The sequence below is a fragment of the Streptomyces sp. CB01580 genome (genome assembly GCF_001905795.1).
Classification (GTDB): Bacteria; Actinomycetota; Actinomycetes; order Streptomycetales; family Streptomycetaceae; genus Streptomyces.
The window spans coordinates 19,646-35,240 of record NZ_LIXJ01000040.1; the positions used below are offsets into that span (position 1 = coordinate 19,646).

Annotated in this window: 11 protein-coding genes; 5 read left to right on the top strand and 6 right to left on the bottom strand. The window is 71.1% G+C overall.

Annotation, left to right across the window (positions count from 1 at the left end; all coding sequences use genetic code 11):
• Positions 1-154: 154 nt before the first annotated feature.
• Positions 155-1,447 (bottom strand): LCP family protein, encoded by a 1,293-nt coding sequence (locus AMK22_RS34140; RefSeq protein WP_073791341.1) that lies wholly within the window; start codon positions 1,445-1,447, stop codon positions 155-157.
• 119 nt (positions 1,448-1,566) lie between these two features.
• Here AMK22_RS34140 and AMK22_RS34145 point away from each other — a divergent pair, with 119 nt between their 5' ends.
• Positions 1,567-2,115, top strand: a complete 549-nt coding sequence (locus AMK22_RS34145; protein WP_073791342.1) for an acyl-CoA thioesterase — start codon at positions 1,567-1,569, stop codon at positions 2,113-2,115.
• A 192-nt stretch (positions 2,116-2,307) separates the two neighbouring features.
• Here the strand turns inward: AMK22_RS34145 and AMK22_RS34150 are convergent, their stop codons facing one another.
• Positions 2,308-3,777 carry an LCP family protein gene (locus AMK22_RS34150; protein ID WP_443333341.1) on the bottom strand — a complete coding sequence of 490 codons (1,470 nt, stop codon included), beginning with the start codon at positions 3,775-3,777 and terminating at the stop codon, positions 2,308-2,310.
• Between the two features lie 187 nt (positions 3,778-3,964).
• On the opposite strand from AMK22_RS34150, the gene AMK22_RS34155 reads away from it, so the two are divergent.
• A complete protein-coding gene (locus AMK22_RS34155; protein WP_073791344.1) occupies positions 3,965-4,978 on the top strand; it encodes a glycosyltransferase family 2 protein in 1,014 nt (337 codons plus the stop codon).
• A gap of 73 nt (positions 4,979-5,051) precedes the next feature.
• On the opposite strand, the gene AMK22_RS34160 is transcribed toward AMK22_RS34155, so the two are convergent.
• The 4 genes from AMK22_RS34160 to AMK22_RS34175 all read right to left on the bottom strand — a co-directional run bounded on the left by AMK22_RS34160 (position 5,052) and on the right by AMK22_RS34175 (position 11,099).
• Positions 5,052-6,755 carry an LCP family protein gene (locus AMK22_RS34160; RefSeq protein WP_073791345.1) on the bottom strand — a complete coding sequence of 568 codons (1,704 nt, stop codon included), beginning with the start codon at positions 6,753-6,755 and terminating at the stop codon, positions 5,052-5,054.
• Positions 6,756-6,804: 49 nt separating this feature from the next.
• Complete coding sequence (locus AMK22_RS34165) at positions 6,805-8,649, bottom strand: LCP family protein (RefSeq protein ID WP_073791346.1); 1,845 nt, start codon at positions 8,647-8,649, stop codon at positions 6,805-6,807.
• A 223-nt stretch (positions 8,650-8,872) separates the two neighbouring features.
• Positions 8,873-10,177: an LCP family protein gene (locus tag AMK22_RS34170; RefSeq protein ID WP_073791347.1), complete on the bottom strand. Its 1,305-nt coding sequence runs from the start codon at positions 10,175-10,177 to the stop codon at positions 8,873-8,875.
• Between the two features lie 169 nt (positions 10,178-10,346).
• Entirely contained in the window at positions 10,347-11,099 is a 753-nt protein-coding gene (locus tag AMK22_RS34175) for a TIGR03089 family protein (RefSeq protein WP_073791348.1), read from the bottom strand.
• A 137-nt stretch (positions 11,100-11,236) separates the two neighbouring features.
• Between AMK22_RS34175 and AMK22_RS34180 the strand changes: the two genes are divergently transcribed.
• The 3 genes from AMK22_RS34180 (at position 11,237) to AMK22_RS34190 (ending at position 15,494) form a co-directional block, all read left to right on the top strand.
• On the top strand, positions 11,237-12,901 hold the full coding sequence (locus AMK22_RS34180; protein WP_073791349.1) for a peptidoglycan recognition protein family protein: 1,665 nt from the start codon (positions 11,237-11,239) through the stop codon (positions 12,899-12,901).
• A gap of 204 nt (positions 12,902-13,105) precedes the next feature.
• A complete protein-coding gene (locus AMK22_RS34185; RefSeq protein ID WP_073791351.1) occupies positions 13,106-14,197 on the top strand; it encodes a nucleotidyltransferase family protein in 1,092 nt (363 codons plus the stop codon).
• 298 nt (positions 14,198-14,495) lie between these two features.
• A complete protein-coding gene (locus AMK22_RS34190; protein WP_073791352.1) occupies positions 14,496-15,494 on the top strand; it encodes a DNA-3-methyladenine glycosylase family protein in 999 nt (332 codons plus the stop codon).
• Positions 15,495-15,595 lie beyond the last annotated feature (101 nt).

Here is a 15,595-nt window from a genome sequence, read left to right on the forward strand (position 1 = left end):
CGGGGGTGACCCGGCCCGGGCGGGAAGACGGCCGGGCCCCGGCGGCGAACCGGTGAACCGGTGTGCCGGCGGGGCCCGTTCGCGTACCGCCCGGTGGTCCCGGGGTGCCGCTCGGCCGTGACCGTTCGCCCGGCCCCGGCGGCTCCCCGCCCTCTCACTTCTCGGAGACGGTGACCTTCTCGTCGTTGTTGAGCTGGTCCACGAGCTGCTTGACCTTGGCCTTGTCCCAGACCAGGTTGCCGCCTGTGGAGCCGGAGATCGGCATGTTCATCGACGTGCCGTCGCCGCCCGTGACGCCCTTCATGGCGAAGAACATCTGCCCCAGGGACCAGATCGACATGTCCTCGTCCACGATCAGGGTGTCCAGGCCGGCGCTCATCGTCGGGTACAGCTTGAACGGGTTGAGGATCGTGGAGGGCGTGGCCGTCTGGCTGGCGAGCGCCGCGAGGAACTTCTGCTGGTTCTTCGTACGGGCCAGGTCCGACTCGGCGAACGCGTACCGGGTGCGGACGAAGGCCAGCGACTGCTCGCCGTTCAGCGTCTGCTTGCCCGCCTTGAAGTCGGCGCCGGACTTCTTGTCCTTGAACGCCTTGGGGATGTCCAGTTCCACGCCGCCGATCGCGTCCACGATGTTGGCGAAGCCGCCGAAGCCGATCTCGACGTAGTGGTCGATGTGCAGGCCGGTGTTGAACTCGACGGTGCGGACGAGGAGTTCGGGGCCGTCCTCGGCGTACGCGGCGTTCAGCTTGGTGAAACGGCCGCGGGCCGGATAGAGCTTGCCGGAGTCGGAGCCCTTGTACGAGGGGATCTCGACGTTCGAGTCGCGCGGCAGCGAGATCAGTGTCGGCCCGTTGGACCCGTCGTGCAGGATCATCATCGAGTCGGTCCGCTTGCCCTCGGCGGAGCCGGTGTGGAGGCGCTTCTTGTCCTCGTCCGTCATGCCCGCGCGGCTGTCGGAGCCGACGATCAGGTAGTTGGTGCCGTCGCCCTCCTTCGGCCGCTCGATGACCTTGGCGAGGTCCACCTCGCGGTTGAGCTTGGAGTCGGCCCAGAAGTACGTGCCTATGGAGACCGCGAGCACCACGACGACCAGTGACAGCGCGCCCACCTTGATGCGGCGGCCCCAGTCGGGCGCCGGGCGTCCGTAGGGCTGTCCGCCGTCGCCCCGGCCGCCACCGGGGCCGTTGCTCCCGCCGCCGCCCCGGCCGCCGCCGTAGACCTGGCCCGTGTTGTAACCGCTGTCGTACCCCGTGTTGTCGGCGTACTGCGGCGGTGCCTGGCGGGGCCGGGGCGGGGCCGGGCGCTGCTGCGGCGCGGCGGGGTGCCGCTGGACGTGGCGCATCACACGGGCGCCTTCGGGCCGGTCGCTTCCGCTTCCCTGCCCGTAGCGGTTGCCGCGGTCACCGCCGCGATTGTCGTCGGTCCAGCCCTCGGGCCAATCACTCATGTGGTCCAGTGTGCAGGCCGTGTGCGCTCCTCTTACAGGGTGTACGGAAAATCGCATCGGTGCTGTTGCGAAGCTGATGCATTGCCGTCGGCCGGAAGGCCCCGCATAAGGTGGACGGTATGACAGATCAGTCCCCGCGTCCGGAGGGCGACATTCCCGGCAAGTCGACCGCCGCATCCCGGACCACCCTCAGCCACATCATGACCGGCAGCGACACCAACCTGCTGGGCACGGTGCACGGTGGCGTGATCATGAAGCTGGTCGACGACGCGGCGGGCGCCGTGGCCGGACGGCACTCCGGCGGACCCGCGGTGACGGCGTCGATGGACGAGATGGTCTTTCTGGAGCCGGTTCGCGTGGGTGACCTCGTTCACGTCCGTGCCCAGGTGAACTGGACGGGCCGTTCCTCGATGGAGGTCGGCGTCCGGGTCATGGCCGAGCGGTGGAACGAATCCACCCCCGCCCAGCAGGTCGGCAGCGCGTACCTGGTGTTCGCCGCGGTGGACGCGGACGGCAGGCCGCGCCCCGTGCCGCCGGTCATACCGGAGACCGAGCGGGACAGGAGGCGCTACCAGGAGGCGCAGATCCGGCGCACCCACCGTCTGGCACGGCGTCGCGCGATCAAGGAACTGCGCGAGAAGCGCGCCGCGGACGGCATCGACGACTGAGCCGTCGACGGGCGGGCGTCCCGACTGAGCCGTCGACGGCGGGCATCCTGCCGGCCGGGTCATCGGCGGTCCGGCCTCCTGCCGGCGGGGCCCCCGGGCGTCCTCGGCTCCCGGCGTACTCGACCCGCCCCGGTCGGCGTCGGTCCCCCGGGGCGTTCTCGTACCGGCCCCGGTGCCGGCCGGCCGAGGACGTCACGGGCAGGTCACCTGGTCGCCCGTGACCGTGCCGAACTCCCCCTGTTCCGTCTTTTCGGCCCGCACCGGTCGCACCGCGTCGAAGTCCGCGCCCGCCGTCACCTTCAGCATGGGGCCCTGCCCGGTCACCTCCCGCAGTTCGGCCCCCGGCAGGGCTTCGGCCAGGGACTTCGCGGACCGGTCCCAGCGCGGGTCGTAGGTGATCAGGGTGCGCCGCAGGTCGCGCGAGTCCGCGTTCAGCGGGGTGCGCGAGGTGTCGAAACCGGTGGCGTGCAGCGCGTCGTCGACCGTTCTGCCGAGCCCGTCCTTCGTCGTCCCGTTGTAGACCTGGACCCGGATCCGCTCCGGCGCGACGTCGACCGTCACGGCCTTCGTCCGGGGCGCGTCCGGGCGCTCGGGGGCGAGCGGCTTGTCGTCGCGCAGGGCCTGGAACAGCTTGTCCGCCTTCCGCTCGTCCCACTTCACCGTGGAGCCGATCCCCTTGACCGGATGGGCGACGTTCTCCAGCGGCACGGAGGCGAACTCGGACGAGGCGGGGGAGAAGCCGCGCATCGCGCTGCCGAGCTCCAGCATCTGTTCCGTACCGAACCCCTCGTCGGCCCGGACCGAGTTCAGCATCGTCGAGGCGGCGTCGCGGAACCTCACCGGGTTCAGCAGCACGCCGCTGCTGGTCGTCCGCTCGATCAGCGAGGCGAGGAACTTCTGCTGGCGCTGCATCCGGCCCAGGTCGGAGGCGCCGTCGACATGGCGGGACCGTACGAACTGGAGCGCCTGTCCGCCGTCGAGGTCGTGGGTGCCCGCCGCGAGGTCGAGACCGGTGTACGAGTCCTTCAGCGGCCGGGGCGTGCAGATCCGCACCCCGCCCAGGGTGTCCACGGTCTTCATGAAGCTGATGAAGTCGACCTCCAGATAGTGGTCGATCTTGACGCCCGTCATGTGCTCCACGGTCCGCACGGTCAGCCCGGGGCCGCCCTCGGCGTAGGCGGCGTTCAGTCTCACCGGGTGCGGGGAGTGGGTCTGTCCCGTGGTGAGGTCCTTGTGCTCGGGGACCTCGGCGTAGCTGTCGCGGGGCAGCGAGACCACGCTCGCGCGCTTCTTGTCCGCCGAGAGGTGGACCAGCATCAGGGTGTCCGTGCAGTTGCACGGGGCGCCGCCCAGCCGGTACTTCTCCTTCTGTTCCGGGGTGATCCGGTCACGGCCGTCGGTGCCGACCAGCAGCAGGTTCGTGCCGTACCCGGCCCGGGGCCGGTTCTTCATGTCCTTGAACGGGTCGATCCGGTCGATCCCGGTCTCCAGACCGGTCACCACCGCGTGGCCGATGCCTCCCGCGCCGAGGACCAGGACCGAGAGACCGGTCACCATCCGCATGCCCCAGTGCGGTCGCCCGGCCCGTCCTCTCGGCCTGCGTGACGGCGGGACGGCGCGGGGGCGCGGGGAACGGCGGGGGGAGGGGTGCGGCGTGGGCACGGGGGGACCTCCGCGGTGCGAGGGGACCGTTCGCACAGTAGGCCCATATGATCGACTGCCCGCGAAGCGACCCGGTGGCGCGCGTCCGTGTCCCCCATTAGCGGTAACGTGGCGGCCGAATACCGTTGCCTGGTGGGGTGCGAACCCCTCGCGCCCCCGAGGACCACCCGCCCACCCGAGGACCACCATGTCTGCCGCGCAGCACCCCGCCGTCTCCGTGATCATGCCGGTGCTCAATGAGGAACGTCATCTCAGGAACTCCGTCCGGCACATCCTGGAGCAGGAGTACGCCGGTGAGATGGAGGTGGTGATCGCGCTGGGGCCCTCCACCGACCGGACGGACGAGATCGCTGCGGAGCTGGTGCGCGAGGACCCCCGGGTCCACACCGTCCCGAACCCGTCCGGCCGCACCCCGGCCGCTCTGAACGCCGCGATCGAGGCGTCCAGCCACCCTGTGGTCGTACGGGTCGACGGTCACGGGATGCTGTCGCCGAACTACATCGCGACGGCCGTCCGGCTGCTGGAGGAGACGGGCGCGCAGAACGTCGGCGGCATCATGCACGCCGAGGGCGAGAACGCCTGGGAGGACGCGGTCGCCGCGGCCATGACGTCGAGGATCGGCGTCGGCAACGCGGCCTTCCACACCGGGGGCCAGGCCGGCCCGGCCGAGACCGTGTACCTCGGGGTCTTCCGCCGCGAGGCGCTGGAGAAGGCGGGCGGCTACAACGTGGAGTTCATCCGCGCCCAGGACTGGGAGCTGAACTTCCGCATCCGCGAGTCGGGCGGCCTGATCTGGTTCTCGCCCGAGCTGAAGGTGCAGTACCGGCCCCGGCCCTCGGTCCGGGCGCTCGCCAAGCAGTACAAGGACTACGGCCGCTGGCGGCACGTCGTCGCCCGCTACCACTCCGGCTCGATCAACCTGCGCTACCTGGCGCCGCCCACCGCCGTATGCGCGATCGCCGCGGGCATCGTGGCCGGTGCGGCCGTCACCCCGTGGGCCTTCGTCGTTCCCGCCGGGTACGTCGCCGCGATCGTCGCCGGGTCCGTTCCGGCGGGCAAGGGGCTGCCGCTGAAGGCGCGGGTCCGGATCCCGGTGGCGCTGGCGACCATGCACATGTCGTGGGGGTACGGCTTCCTGACCAGCCCGCGTTCGCTGGCGAAGAAGGTCATCGCCAGCCGCCGCCCTGCCGTCGCCGCGTAGCGCCGCACATGTCGTCGGGGCTTTGTGCCCTCCGGCTGGCCGGAGGGCACAAAGCCCCGACGGTCTTCTTCCGCTACCAGCCGAAGCCCGGCTGGATGTCCATGCAGGCCCCCTCGTCCTTACCGTTCAGGGCGCGGGCGCTCTCCGGGGTCTTCTCCTTCGCGGCGGGCGCGACGTAGTCCTTGTCCTCGCGCCAGTCGGCCCCCACGGTCAGCGTGATGCCCGTGACATCGGTCGATCGCTTCACCGAGGCCAGTGGGATACCGAGCGCCTTGGCGACGGCCTGGGCGTTGCCCTCCATGTCCACGCTGGGGAAGAGCACCCCGGTACGGGCCGCGGCCTGCGTGTTCTGCGAGTCGACGGTGGTCGAGGTGAAGCCCTTGTCCGTCAGCAGCTTCTGGACCGCCGAGGCGCGGCCCGTGGCCGGGTACTGGGTGTCGGTGCGCGTCCCGTTGCGGACGGTGACCGGGATCTCGGCAACGGGCGTCGTGGGCTCCTTGGCGACCGGGGCCTTGCGCTTGGACGCCTTGCCGTCCAGCGGGACGTCGTCGCGGACCATCTGGAAGAGCTGGTCGGCGTCGCCAGGCTTCGGGAGCACCCGTTCCTTGTTCACGCCCGTGCCGTACACGTTCGGCATCGTCGTCATGGTGATGCGGTCGGTGGGAGCCTTCTTGAACTCCTCCGCGAGGTCGTACAGCTTCTTGACCGTGTCGAGGCCCTTGTCGACCGTCAGCGCATCGGTCGCCGCGTCGGCGAGGCCCATCAGCTTGCCGGGGTCGGTGAGCTTGGTGCCCTTGCGCAGCTCACGGACCATCGAGTTCATGTACATGTGCTGGGCGTGGGTGCGGCCGAGGTCCGTGCCGTCCTCGAAGCCGTAGCGGGTGCGCAGCCACTGGAGGGCCTGCTTCCCTTTGATCTTGGTGGTGCCCTTCTCCAGCCGCAGCCCGGAGCCCTTGCCGGTGCTCGTGTGGGAGTAGACGTTGCCCTTGACGCAGACCGGGACGCCGCCTATCGCGTCGGCCATCGAGACCACACCCGCGAAGTCGATCATCATGAAGTGGTCGATGGTGATGCCGGTGAGCTCGTACCAGGCGGCCACCGTGCACCCGGGGCCACCGCGGCTGAGCGTCTCGTTGGTCATCTCCAGGCCCGCGGACGCCGGGTAGACGCGTCCCGACTTCGGGTCGGTGCACTTCGGGATCTTCAGCAGCGTGTCGCGCGGCATGCTGATCACCGACATGTTGCTGCGGTCCGCGGAGAGATGGACCAGCATCTGTACGTCGGCGAGGGGCGGCGCCCCGAAGGTGTCCTTGGCCCCGCCGAGGTTCTGGTTCTTCTTGGAGTCCCGCGCGTCCGAGCCGATGAGCAGGATGTTCAACGGGGTCTGCCCGGCGGCGTTGGCCTTGTGGTCGGCCATCTTCTTGTCGCCGAGCGTCAGGTCCTCCTTCTTGAGGTTCCCGTTGAGGTGCTCGTAGTAGAAGTATCCGGCGCCCGCGCCGCCGAGTATGAGCACCGCGAGCACCGTGGCGCTCCAGCGCAGTATCCGGCGCTTGCCCTTCTTGTTCCGGCCCTTGCCCTTGCCGCCGTGCCGCTTCGCCCCGCCGCCGCCCCGGTGACCGGCGCCCTCGGGCGCGGGCTTCCGGGCGCCGGGGCCCTGGCCCGGCCCTTGCTCCGGCTCCTCCGGCGCGTCCTCGTAGAGGCCGTCGTCCCAGCCGAGTTGGCCCGCGTTGCGGACGCGTGGTCGCGTCTCCCCACCGGGTGTGCTGCTCCGTCCCACCGGGACCCCCCTGCTGTTCAGACTCGTGGTGTGGCGCGGTGACCCGGTGTCACTTGGCGCATTCTGCCTTGGCGGCGTTGGCCTGCTGGACACCTTCCGGCGCCTTCGCCGGTGCCGCTATGGGAATGCCCGCGCCCTTGAAATCGGCGCCCAGGGTCAGGACCATCGCCTGAAGCCCCTCGGCGTCCGTGGTGCCCTGCTTCATCGCGGAGGAGGGCAGGCCCATCATGTCGGCGAGGGCACGGGCCTGGTCCGCCTGGTTCGGCGCGTACTCCAGCGTCGTCTTCGCGGTCTTCGCCGGGGCGTTGGCCTTGTTGGTGGACTTGAGCACGCCCTTGTTGTTCTGCAACCAGACGACGGTCTCCTGCGCGGCGCCGCCGATGTCGCCGCCGTTGTACACGTCGACGCGTACGTCGGCCGCGTTCGCCCTGGGCCCCTTGAGGAGCGCGTCCTGCTTGCTCTTCGCCTTCTTCTTCTGCGCGTTCACCTCGGTGAGCGAGGTGTCCTCGCGCATCATGGCGAACAGCGGGCCTGCCTTGCCCTCGTTCAGCACGACGGTGACCGGGACCTTCTCGGCCGGGTTGTCCAGCACCGGCACCGTCACGAAGGTGATGTTCTTGGTGTCGACCTTGCCGAGTTCCTGGGCCAGTTGCGTCAGCTTCGTCACCGAGCCGATGCCGGAGTCGACGGTGAGCGCATTGATCACCGCGTTCGCCAGCTTGAACAGCTTGGTCGGGCTGGTCAGGGTGTCGTCCGACTGCATCTGACGGATCATCGAGCTGATGAACTGCTGCTGGACCTGGATCCGGTCCAGGTCGCTCTTGTTGCCGAAGCTGTGCCGGGTCCGTACGAACGCGAGGGCGTCCTCGCCCTGGATGCGGTGCTCACCGGCCGACAGGTCCAGGTGCGAGTCCTTGTCCTTGACCGGTTTGGCCAGGCAGACCTGGACGCCGCCGACCGCGGTGGACAACTCCTTGACCGCGTTGAAGTCGACCATCATGAAGTGGTCGACCTTCAGGCCGGTGATCTCCTCGACCGTGCGCATGGTGCAGCCCGGGTCGCGGCCCTCCTGGCCGAGGCTCTCGTTGAAGCGGACGCCCGCCGTCCCCGGAATGGTCTTCTCCGAGCCGTCCGGCTGCTTGGTGCTGCACTCCGGGATGTTGGTGATCATGTCGCGCGGGATGCTGAGCGCCGTCGCGTTGGAGCGGTCCTCGGAGACGTGGAAGAGGATGTTGGTGTCGGCGTGGCCCACGCTGCCCTTGTCGCCGTAGCCCTCGTTGCCCTTGCCGGTGCGCTTGTCGGTCCCGATGATCAGAATGTTGACCGGGGCGTCGTTGTCGAAGACGTTCTTGTTGCCCGCCGAGCCCACGTCGACCGTGTTCAGGTTGCCGTTGAAGTGCTGGTACAGCGCGTACCCGCCCACCGACAGGCCGACCAGCACGAACGCCATCGTGCCGCCCGTCCACAGCAGGGCCTTCTTGCGGCGCGCCTTGGGCGCCTTGCGGCTGCGCCGGCCCGCCGTCTCGGCTTGGCCGGAACCCCCCTTGCCACGCGCGCCGCCCGCCGAACGGCGACCGCGTTGCTCGGGCACCTCGCCGAGCGGGGAGGTGCCGGACCCCTGCTCGTCGCGGCCCGCGCCCCGGCGCCGATCCTCGTCACGGACCGATTCCCCGCGCTCGCCGCCGCGCGCCGATTCCCCGCGAGGGCCGCCGGTGTCACGAACGTCTTCTGCTTCTCTGCGACGGGGAACGCGTGGACCCGGCGCCTGGGAAGCGGCGGCCGAATCCCCTCCGGAATTGTTCAGTCGCAGTTCGTAATCGCCGGTGTTCGGGTTGAGTACCCACTGGTCTGCGGGGTCGAATTCATCCGCCCGCCCACGGCTTTGCGCATCCACGGTTGTTTGAGTCCTCCGTCGGTGCCACGCGAGGCGCCTGCCCCGGTCAGGCGCCCGATCTTTCGCTCCAGAAGTGCGCGGCCTGACGGCCGGAAGCACCGGATCGCGTCACACTATCGGCCCAGTTCGGCGTTGAGCGACGTGCGTGACAAATTCCACGGTCCTTACAACTGGTCATTCTGGTCATTACACGCCGATCACCGGCTCCTGCTTGAGAATTGCTTTACCGCCGACACGGGTCCACCGCCGCGTTGTTGCCCGAATAGGTGGGGGTGGGGTTCGGGCTCGCGGCGCCCGGAGTATCGGCAGAGGCATTGTTTTTCCCGCTGTTCTTCCCGTTGTCACCGTTGAGGTTCTTCCGGTCGTCACGCTCGATCCGGTCCGCGGGGACCACCGTGACCGGGGCGTCCGCGCGCAGCCGGCCGAAGAGCTGTTTTGCATCGGGCTGGACGAGTTCGTCCCGGTTCGGGTCGGGTCCGTACGGCCGCCGGGGCACGGTCAGGAACTGCACCTTGTCGGTCGGTACGTCGCGCAGTTCGCGCACCAGGTCGTACAGGTCACTGAGGCTGTCCAGTCCCGGGTCCGTGGTCAGCGACTTCGTGGCCGCGTCCAGCACCGGGTACAGGCGGGTCGGATTGAGCAGGACGCCGTCGCTCTGCATCTTGTTCACCAGCGCGCCCAGGAACTGCTGCTGGCGGTCCATCCGCTCGGTGTCGCTGCCGTCGCCGATGGACTTGCGGGCCCGTACGTACCCCAGCGCCTGCTCGCCGTCGAGCTTCTGGCGTCCGGCGGGGAGCTTCAGCCGCGCGTCGGGGTCGTCGACCGGCTTCTTCAGGCACACCTCGACCCCGCCGACGGCGTCGACCATGTCCTTGAACCCGTTGAAGTCGACGACCATCTGGTGGTCGATCCGGATGCCGGTCAGCTTCTCGACCGTGCGGATCGTGCAGGCGGTGCCGCCGAACTGGTAGGCCCAGTTGAACTGGGCGAACTGCTTCTTCGTGGCCGCGCCGCCGGGTCTGTGACAGACCGGGATCTCCACCATCAGGTCGCGCGGCAGGGAGATCGCGGTGACGCTCTCCCGGTCCGCGGCCAGATGGAGCAGGATCGTGGTGTCCGAGCGCTGGCTGCCGCCGTCGTCACGGCCGTACGCGCGGTTGTCGCCGGCCCGGGTGTCGGAGCCGATGAGCAGGATGTTCTCCGCGTCGCGCACCACGGTGGCGGGCCGCTCCCGCTCGTACACACGCAGCTCGGCGGCGGCCGAGGTGTCCGTCTTGATGTTGGCGTCGAGCTTCCGGTACAGCCACGAGCCGACGCCCGCGGCGGCCAGGACGACGAGCGAGGCGCCGAGCGCGGTCCAGCGCGGCCAGTGGCGTCCGCGCGGCGCGTCGGGGTTTGCCACCGGCCCGCCGCCGTCCGCGCCGGGGCCGTCGGCGTCCCGGCCGGCGGCCGGGACGTCCTTCGAGCCCGCCCCCGGGCCGTCGGAGTCGCCCGGCGGGTCGGCGCTTTCGCTCACGTCTGCGTCCATCCTTCACGATCGGCGGCGCGCTGGGCCGCCGGTTGCAGGAGTAGACGGCTGAACCTCACGCTTGGTTGTGTCCCGGGTGGCCGGTATCGCCGATCATGTACTGGAGTTGACGAGCAGTCCTGAAAACTCGGCCCGGTATGGGCCGGATGAGTGACTATCAGGGCTCTTGTCATACCACGGTGTTGGTGACCCGCTCGCTTTCGACGCGCTTCGCCAGGCCGTCCTCACCCAACTGCTCCAGGTGGCGGCACAGGACCACGGAGCCACCCGCGGCCAGCGGTGCGAACAGCCCCGCGCTCAGTCCCTCCCAGCTGTCGTACGGGCGCCCGGTCAGCAGCCGCGACCCCGCGGTCAGGCCGAGCCCGGCGGCGTCCTCGCGGGCCCGCGCCACCAACTGCGCCGCCGTCAGCTCGGCGCCGCCCACCGCAAGCGCGGGGGCGTCCGGGTCCACGGGGGCGAACGGGGCGAACCGGTCGCCCTGGCCCGGCACCTCGACCGCGTAGTCCGCGAACCCCTCGGGGGCCTGCGGGAACCTGCCGCCCAGCGGGCGCAGCGCCAACGCGACCCGCTCGCCGGAGCAGGCGCGCGCGGCCTCCAGCGCGTCCGGGCCGCTGACGACGAGGTCGGCGTCGGCCGGGTCGCCCTGTACGTCGGCGATGACGCCGACCGAGGAGCAGGCGAGCAGCCACACCGCCGACTGCCAGTGCGCGGGCAGCAGCAGGGCGAGCCGGTCACCGGGCTCGGCGGCGAGGTCGCCCTGCAGCAGATTGGCGGTCTTGGCCACCCAATTGGCGAAGGTGGCCACCGACAGTTCCACCCGTTCTCCGGTGGCGTCGTCGTAGAAGGTGACCAAGGGACGGGCCGGGTCCGTGGCGAGCGCGGAACGCAGCAGGTCGGCGGGGGTGCGGTCGGTGGCGTTCATCCGCGCAAGGGTACGCGGCCGCAGAGCGCCGGGGCGGGCGGACGGGGAGCGGGAGCACCGGTTCGGCAGACGAGCCGTCAAGTGCGGGGGAGTGCACCGGTGGACGGAGTTGTCAGATTATGCCCAAGATTGTTTGCATGCGTGCCTTTCTTGCATCCGCGATCGGCGTCACCTGTGCGGCGGTGCTCGTGCTGTCCTCGGCCGGGCCCGCGGGCGCCGCTCCCGACACCGACTCCGCCCCCGCCGAGTCCGCCGGGCCCTTTGGCGTGCCGGGGTCGACGCAGTCCCTGGCGATGGTGCCCCTGGCGGACCCCTCCGGCCCGGCCACCGACGACCCCACTCGGGCCGCCGGGGCCGCCGGACAGGGGCTCACCGAGCGCACGGTCCGCCCGTTCTCGCTGGTCGGCGTCGTATGGGACGACCCGGACACCGAACTGCACGGGACCGTCCAGGTCCGTACCCGCGCCCGCGGCACCGGCCGCTGGTCCGACTGGCAGGACCTGGAGACGCACAACGCCGAGCACGCAGCCGACCCCGGGAGCACCGAGCGCGGGTCCGGCGGTGTCCGCGGCTCCACCGCCCCGCTCTGGGTCGGCGACTCGGACGGTGTCGCGGTGCGCGTACGTCCAGGGGGCCCGGACTCCCATCGGCACGGCACTCATGATGCCCATGGCACTCATGAATCGCAGGGCGCTCGTGACTCCCACGACTCCCATGAGTCCGACGATTCTCATGACTCGCACGGTGCTCGTGACCCCCGGGGCTCCCAGGACCGGGCCGGTTCAGCCGCGTCCCTGCCCACCGGTCTGCGCCTCGAACTCGTCGACCCCGGCCGGGAAGCGCGGCGGGTCCCGGCCGAGACCGGCCGGAGCACCGAAGACACCGGGACCACCGGAAGCACCGGCACCACAGGGGCCGTCGGCGCGACCGGGAGCGCCGAGGACGCGGACGGCACGGACTTCGCGGGTCTCGCGGACCTCACGGAGTCCGTCGCGGCGGCGGCCGGTGCCCAGGCCGCCACGGGTGCCGAGGCAGTCGAGGCAGCCCGGGACGCATGGGGCATCTGGAGTTCCGGGGACGGCCGTACCCCGCTCCACGCCGCTTCGCTCGGCGGGACCGTGCTCCCCGCCCTCGACAAGGCGGAGACCGAGGCACGGAGCGAGGCGGAGACCGGGCGCGCGCCCGGCGCCCAGCCGTACATCGGCCCCCGCCCGCGCATCATCACCCGCAAGGGCTGGGGTGCCGACGAGAAGCTCAGGGAACGCGCCTTCGTGTACACCAAGACCGTCAAGGCCGCGTTCATCCACCACAGCGCCACGGGCAACAGCTACACGTGTTCCCAGGCGCCCGCGGTCCTGCGCGGCATCTACCGGTACCACGTCAAGAGCAACGGCTGGCGGGACTTCGGCTACAACTTCGCCGTCGACAAGTGCGGCAACATCTACGAAGGGCGGGCGGGCGGCGTGACGAAGGCGGTCCTGGGAGCGCACACACTCGGTTTCAACAGCAACAGCATGGGCATCGCGGTGCTCGGCACCTTCAGCAACGCAAACCCGTCCGCCGCCGCGGTGAACGCCGTCGCCAAGCTCACCGCGTGGAAGCTCGGCCTGTTCGGCGCCGATCCGAGCGGCCGGACCACGCTCGTCTCGGGTGGCGGCAACAAGTTCAAGAAGGGCAAGAAGGTCAGACTCAACGTCATCTCGGGCCACCGGGACGGCTTCGCAACCGAATGCCCCGGAGCGCGTCTTTACAAGAAGCTCGGCTCGGCCCGCACCAGTTCCGCGCGTCTCCAGGGACGCTGACCCCGGGCGGCACCGGACGGTTTCCGGGGACGCGCCGCAGGCGGTCTCCGGGGCCCGGACGGGACGCCGCCGAAAGGGCGCAGCGGACCTCGCGGGCCGACCGGGCACGACCGGGGCGGACCGGAGCCGGATGCGTACGAACCGGTCTGCATACACTGGCCAGCCGAACGAGGCAGGGCCCCACCAGGAAGCAGAGTCAGCGCTGTGACACAGGCAAGAGAAGCGATCCTCCTGGTGGGCGGCAAGGGCACCCGGCTGCGCCCGCTCACGGTGCACACCCCCAAGCCCATGGTCCCGGCAGCGGGCGTCCCCTTCCTGACGCACCAGCTGGCACGCGCCCGGGCCGCCGGGGTCGAGCACATCGTGCTCGCCACCTCGTATCTGGCGGAGGTCTTCGAGCCGTACTTCGGGGACGGTTCGAGGTTCGGCCTCCACATCGAGTACGTCACCGAACGCGAACCGCTGGGCACCGGCGGCGCGATACGCAACGTCGCGTCCCGGCTCACCTCGGGACCCGACGAACCGGTGCTCATCTTCAACGGCGACATCCTGACCGGCCTCGACATCCGGGCCCTGGTCGCCACGCACACCACCTCGGGGGCGGACGTCTCGCTCCACCTCACCCGCGTCGAGGACCCGCGCGCCTTCGGGCTCGTGCCGACGGACGGCAGCGGCAGGGTCACCGCGTTCCTGGAGAAGCCCGAGACGCCCGAGCAGATCGTCACCGACCAGATCAACGCCGGGGCGTACATCTTCCGCCGCTCGGTCATCGACACCATCCCGGCCGGCCGCCCGGTCTCCGTCGAACGCGAGACCTTCCCCGGACTGCTGGCCTCCGGCGCCCATCTCCAGGGCATGGTCGACTCCACCTACTGGCTGGACCTCGGCACCCCGCGCGCCTTCGTGCGCGGCTCCGCCGACCTGGTGCTCGGCCGCGCCCCTTCCCCGGCCGTTCCCGGGCGCTGTGGCGAACGGCTCGTCCTGCCGACCGCCTCCGTGGCCGCCGACGCCAAGCTCACCGGCGGAACGGTGGTCGGCGAGGGCGCCCTGATCGGCGAGGGAGCCCGGATAGCCGGGTCCGCGGTGCTGGCCGGAGCGGTGATCGAACCCGGAGCGGTGATCACGGACTCGCTGGTCGGAGCCGGTGCCAGGATCGGCAGCCGGACGGTGGTCGACGACGCGGTGATCGGGGACGGGGCGCGGGTCGGTGCCGACAACGAACTGCTGGGCGGCATGCGCGTCTGGTGCGGGGCGGTCCTGCCGGACGCGGCGGTGCGCTTCTCGTCCGACGAATAGCGGAAACAGAGCAAACGGAAGAAGAGGAAGAAGAAGGGGCGGATGGCTGCCCCCAGCCGGGCACCCGTCCCTGTGCCCACGGCCTGGGGACGACGTGCCCACGGCCTGGGGACCACAGGGAGTGGCTCAGGGAGCGTCGTCGTGCGGCTTCGATCGCGAGGCGGGGGAGGGGCGACGCGGCGCATCGGCGACCGACGACGGCGCTGCGGGTGGAACCGCAGAGAGGCGCGAGCCCGCTCCCTGTCGCTCCTCGGGCCGTTACCCTCGACAGGCACCCCGACGACCGAGGACCTCATCCGTGGCAGGACGATTCGCCCCCCGCACCACCCCTCGCGCAGCCGTCGTGCGCCAGGCGGCGGCGCCGGCGAAGGACGCGCCGACCCGCGACTGGACCCCGCCCGGCCCGCTCGACCTGCGTCTCGTCCTCGGCCCGCTGCGCCGGGGCCCCGCCGACCCCACCTTCCGGATCACCCGGGACGGAACGGTCTGGCGGACCGGCCGCACGCCGACGGGCCCCGGCACCCTCCGCCTCTCCGACCAGGGCGGCCGGATCGAGGCGGCGGCCTGGGGGCCGGGCGCGCCCTGGCTGCTGGACCGCCTCCCGACCCTGCTCGGCGCGGAGGACGACCCGGACGCCTTCCGTCCGTACCACCGACTGCTCGCCGTGACCCGGCACCGGCGCCCCGGACTTCGTCTGCTGCGCACCGGCCTGGTCCTGGAGTCCCTGATTCCCTCGGTGCTGGAGCAGAAGGTCACCACGGACGAGGCGTACCGGGCCTGGCGCTACCTGGTCCGCGCCCACGGCACTCCGGCGCCCGGGCCGACGGACGACGCCGCGTTCGCCGCCCTCGGTCTGTACGTCATGCCGGACCCCCGCACCTGGTCGCTGGTCCCGTCCTGGGAGTGGCACCGCGCGGGCGTCGACGCGAAGCGCTCGGCCACGATCCTGCGCGCGGTGCGGGTGGCCCGCCGCCTGGAGGAGGCGGCCGGCATGGACCTCCCGGAGGCCACGGCCCGACTGCGCCTCGTGCCCGGCATCGGCCCCTGGACCGCGGCCGAGACCCTCCAGCGGTCGAACGGCGCGGCGGACGCGGTCACGGTCGGCGACCTCCACCTCCCGGGCATCGTCGGCCACGCCCTGGCGGACAACCGGCACGCGGACGACGAGGAGATGCTGGCCCTGCTCGCCCCCTACGAGGGCCAGCGGCACCGGGCCACCCGCCTCATCCTGCTCTCCGGCCGCGTCCCGCCCCGCCGGGCCCCGCGCATGACCCGGGGCGACATCGCCCGCCTGTGAAGCGGCGCGGGACCGGAGACGGCGGAGGACCGCCCGCGCGAGCCCCGAGCCGTACGACAAGAACGCCGAGCCGGTGCGGCAGGGCTCCGGGCCGGGCGGAA

Excerpts from the sequence above, each read along its gene's own strand:
- AMK22_RS34155 (WP_073791344.1), top strand. The coding sequence starts at position 3,965 with ATGTCTGCCGCGCAGCACCCCGCCGTCTCCGTGATCATGCCGGTGCTC.
- AMK22_RS34145 (WP_073791342.1), top strand. The coding sequence starts at position 1,567 with ATGACAGATCAGTCCCCGCGTCCGGAGGGCGACATTCCCGGCAAGTCG.
- AMK22_RS34140 (WP_073791341.1), bottom strand. The coding sequence starts at position 1,447 with ATGAGTGATTGGCCCGAGGGCTGGACCGACGACAATCGCGGCGGTGAC.
- AMK22_RS34180 (WP_073791349.1), top strand. The coding sequence starts at position 11,237 with ATGCGTGCCTTTCTTGCATCCGCGATCGGCGTCACCTGTGCGGCGGTG.
- AMK22_RS34175 (WP_073791348.1), bottom strand. The coding sequence starts at position 11,099 with ATGAACGCCACCGACCGCACCCCCGCCGACCTGCTGCGTTCCGCGCTC.
- AMK22_RS34170 (WP_073791347.1), bottom strand. The coding sequence starts at position 10,177 with ATGGACGCAGACGTGAGCGAAAGCGCCGACCCGCCGGGCGACTCCGAC.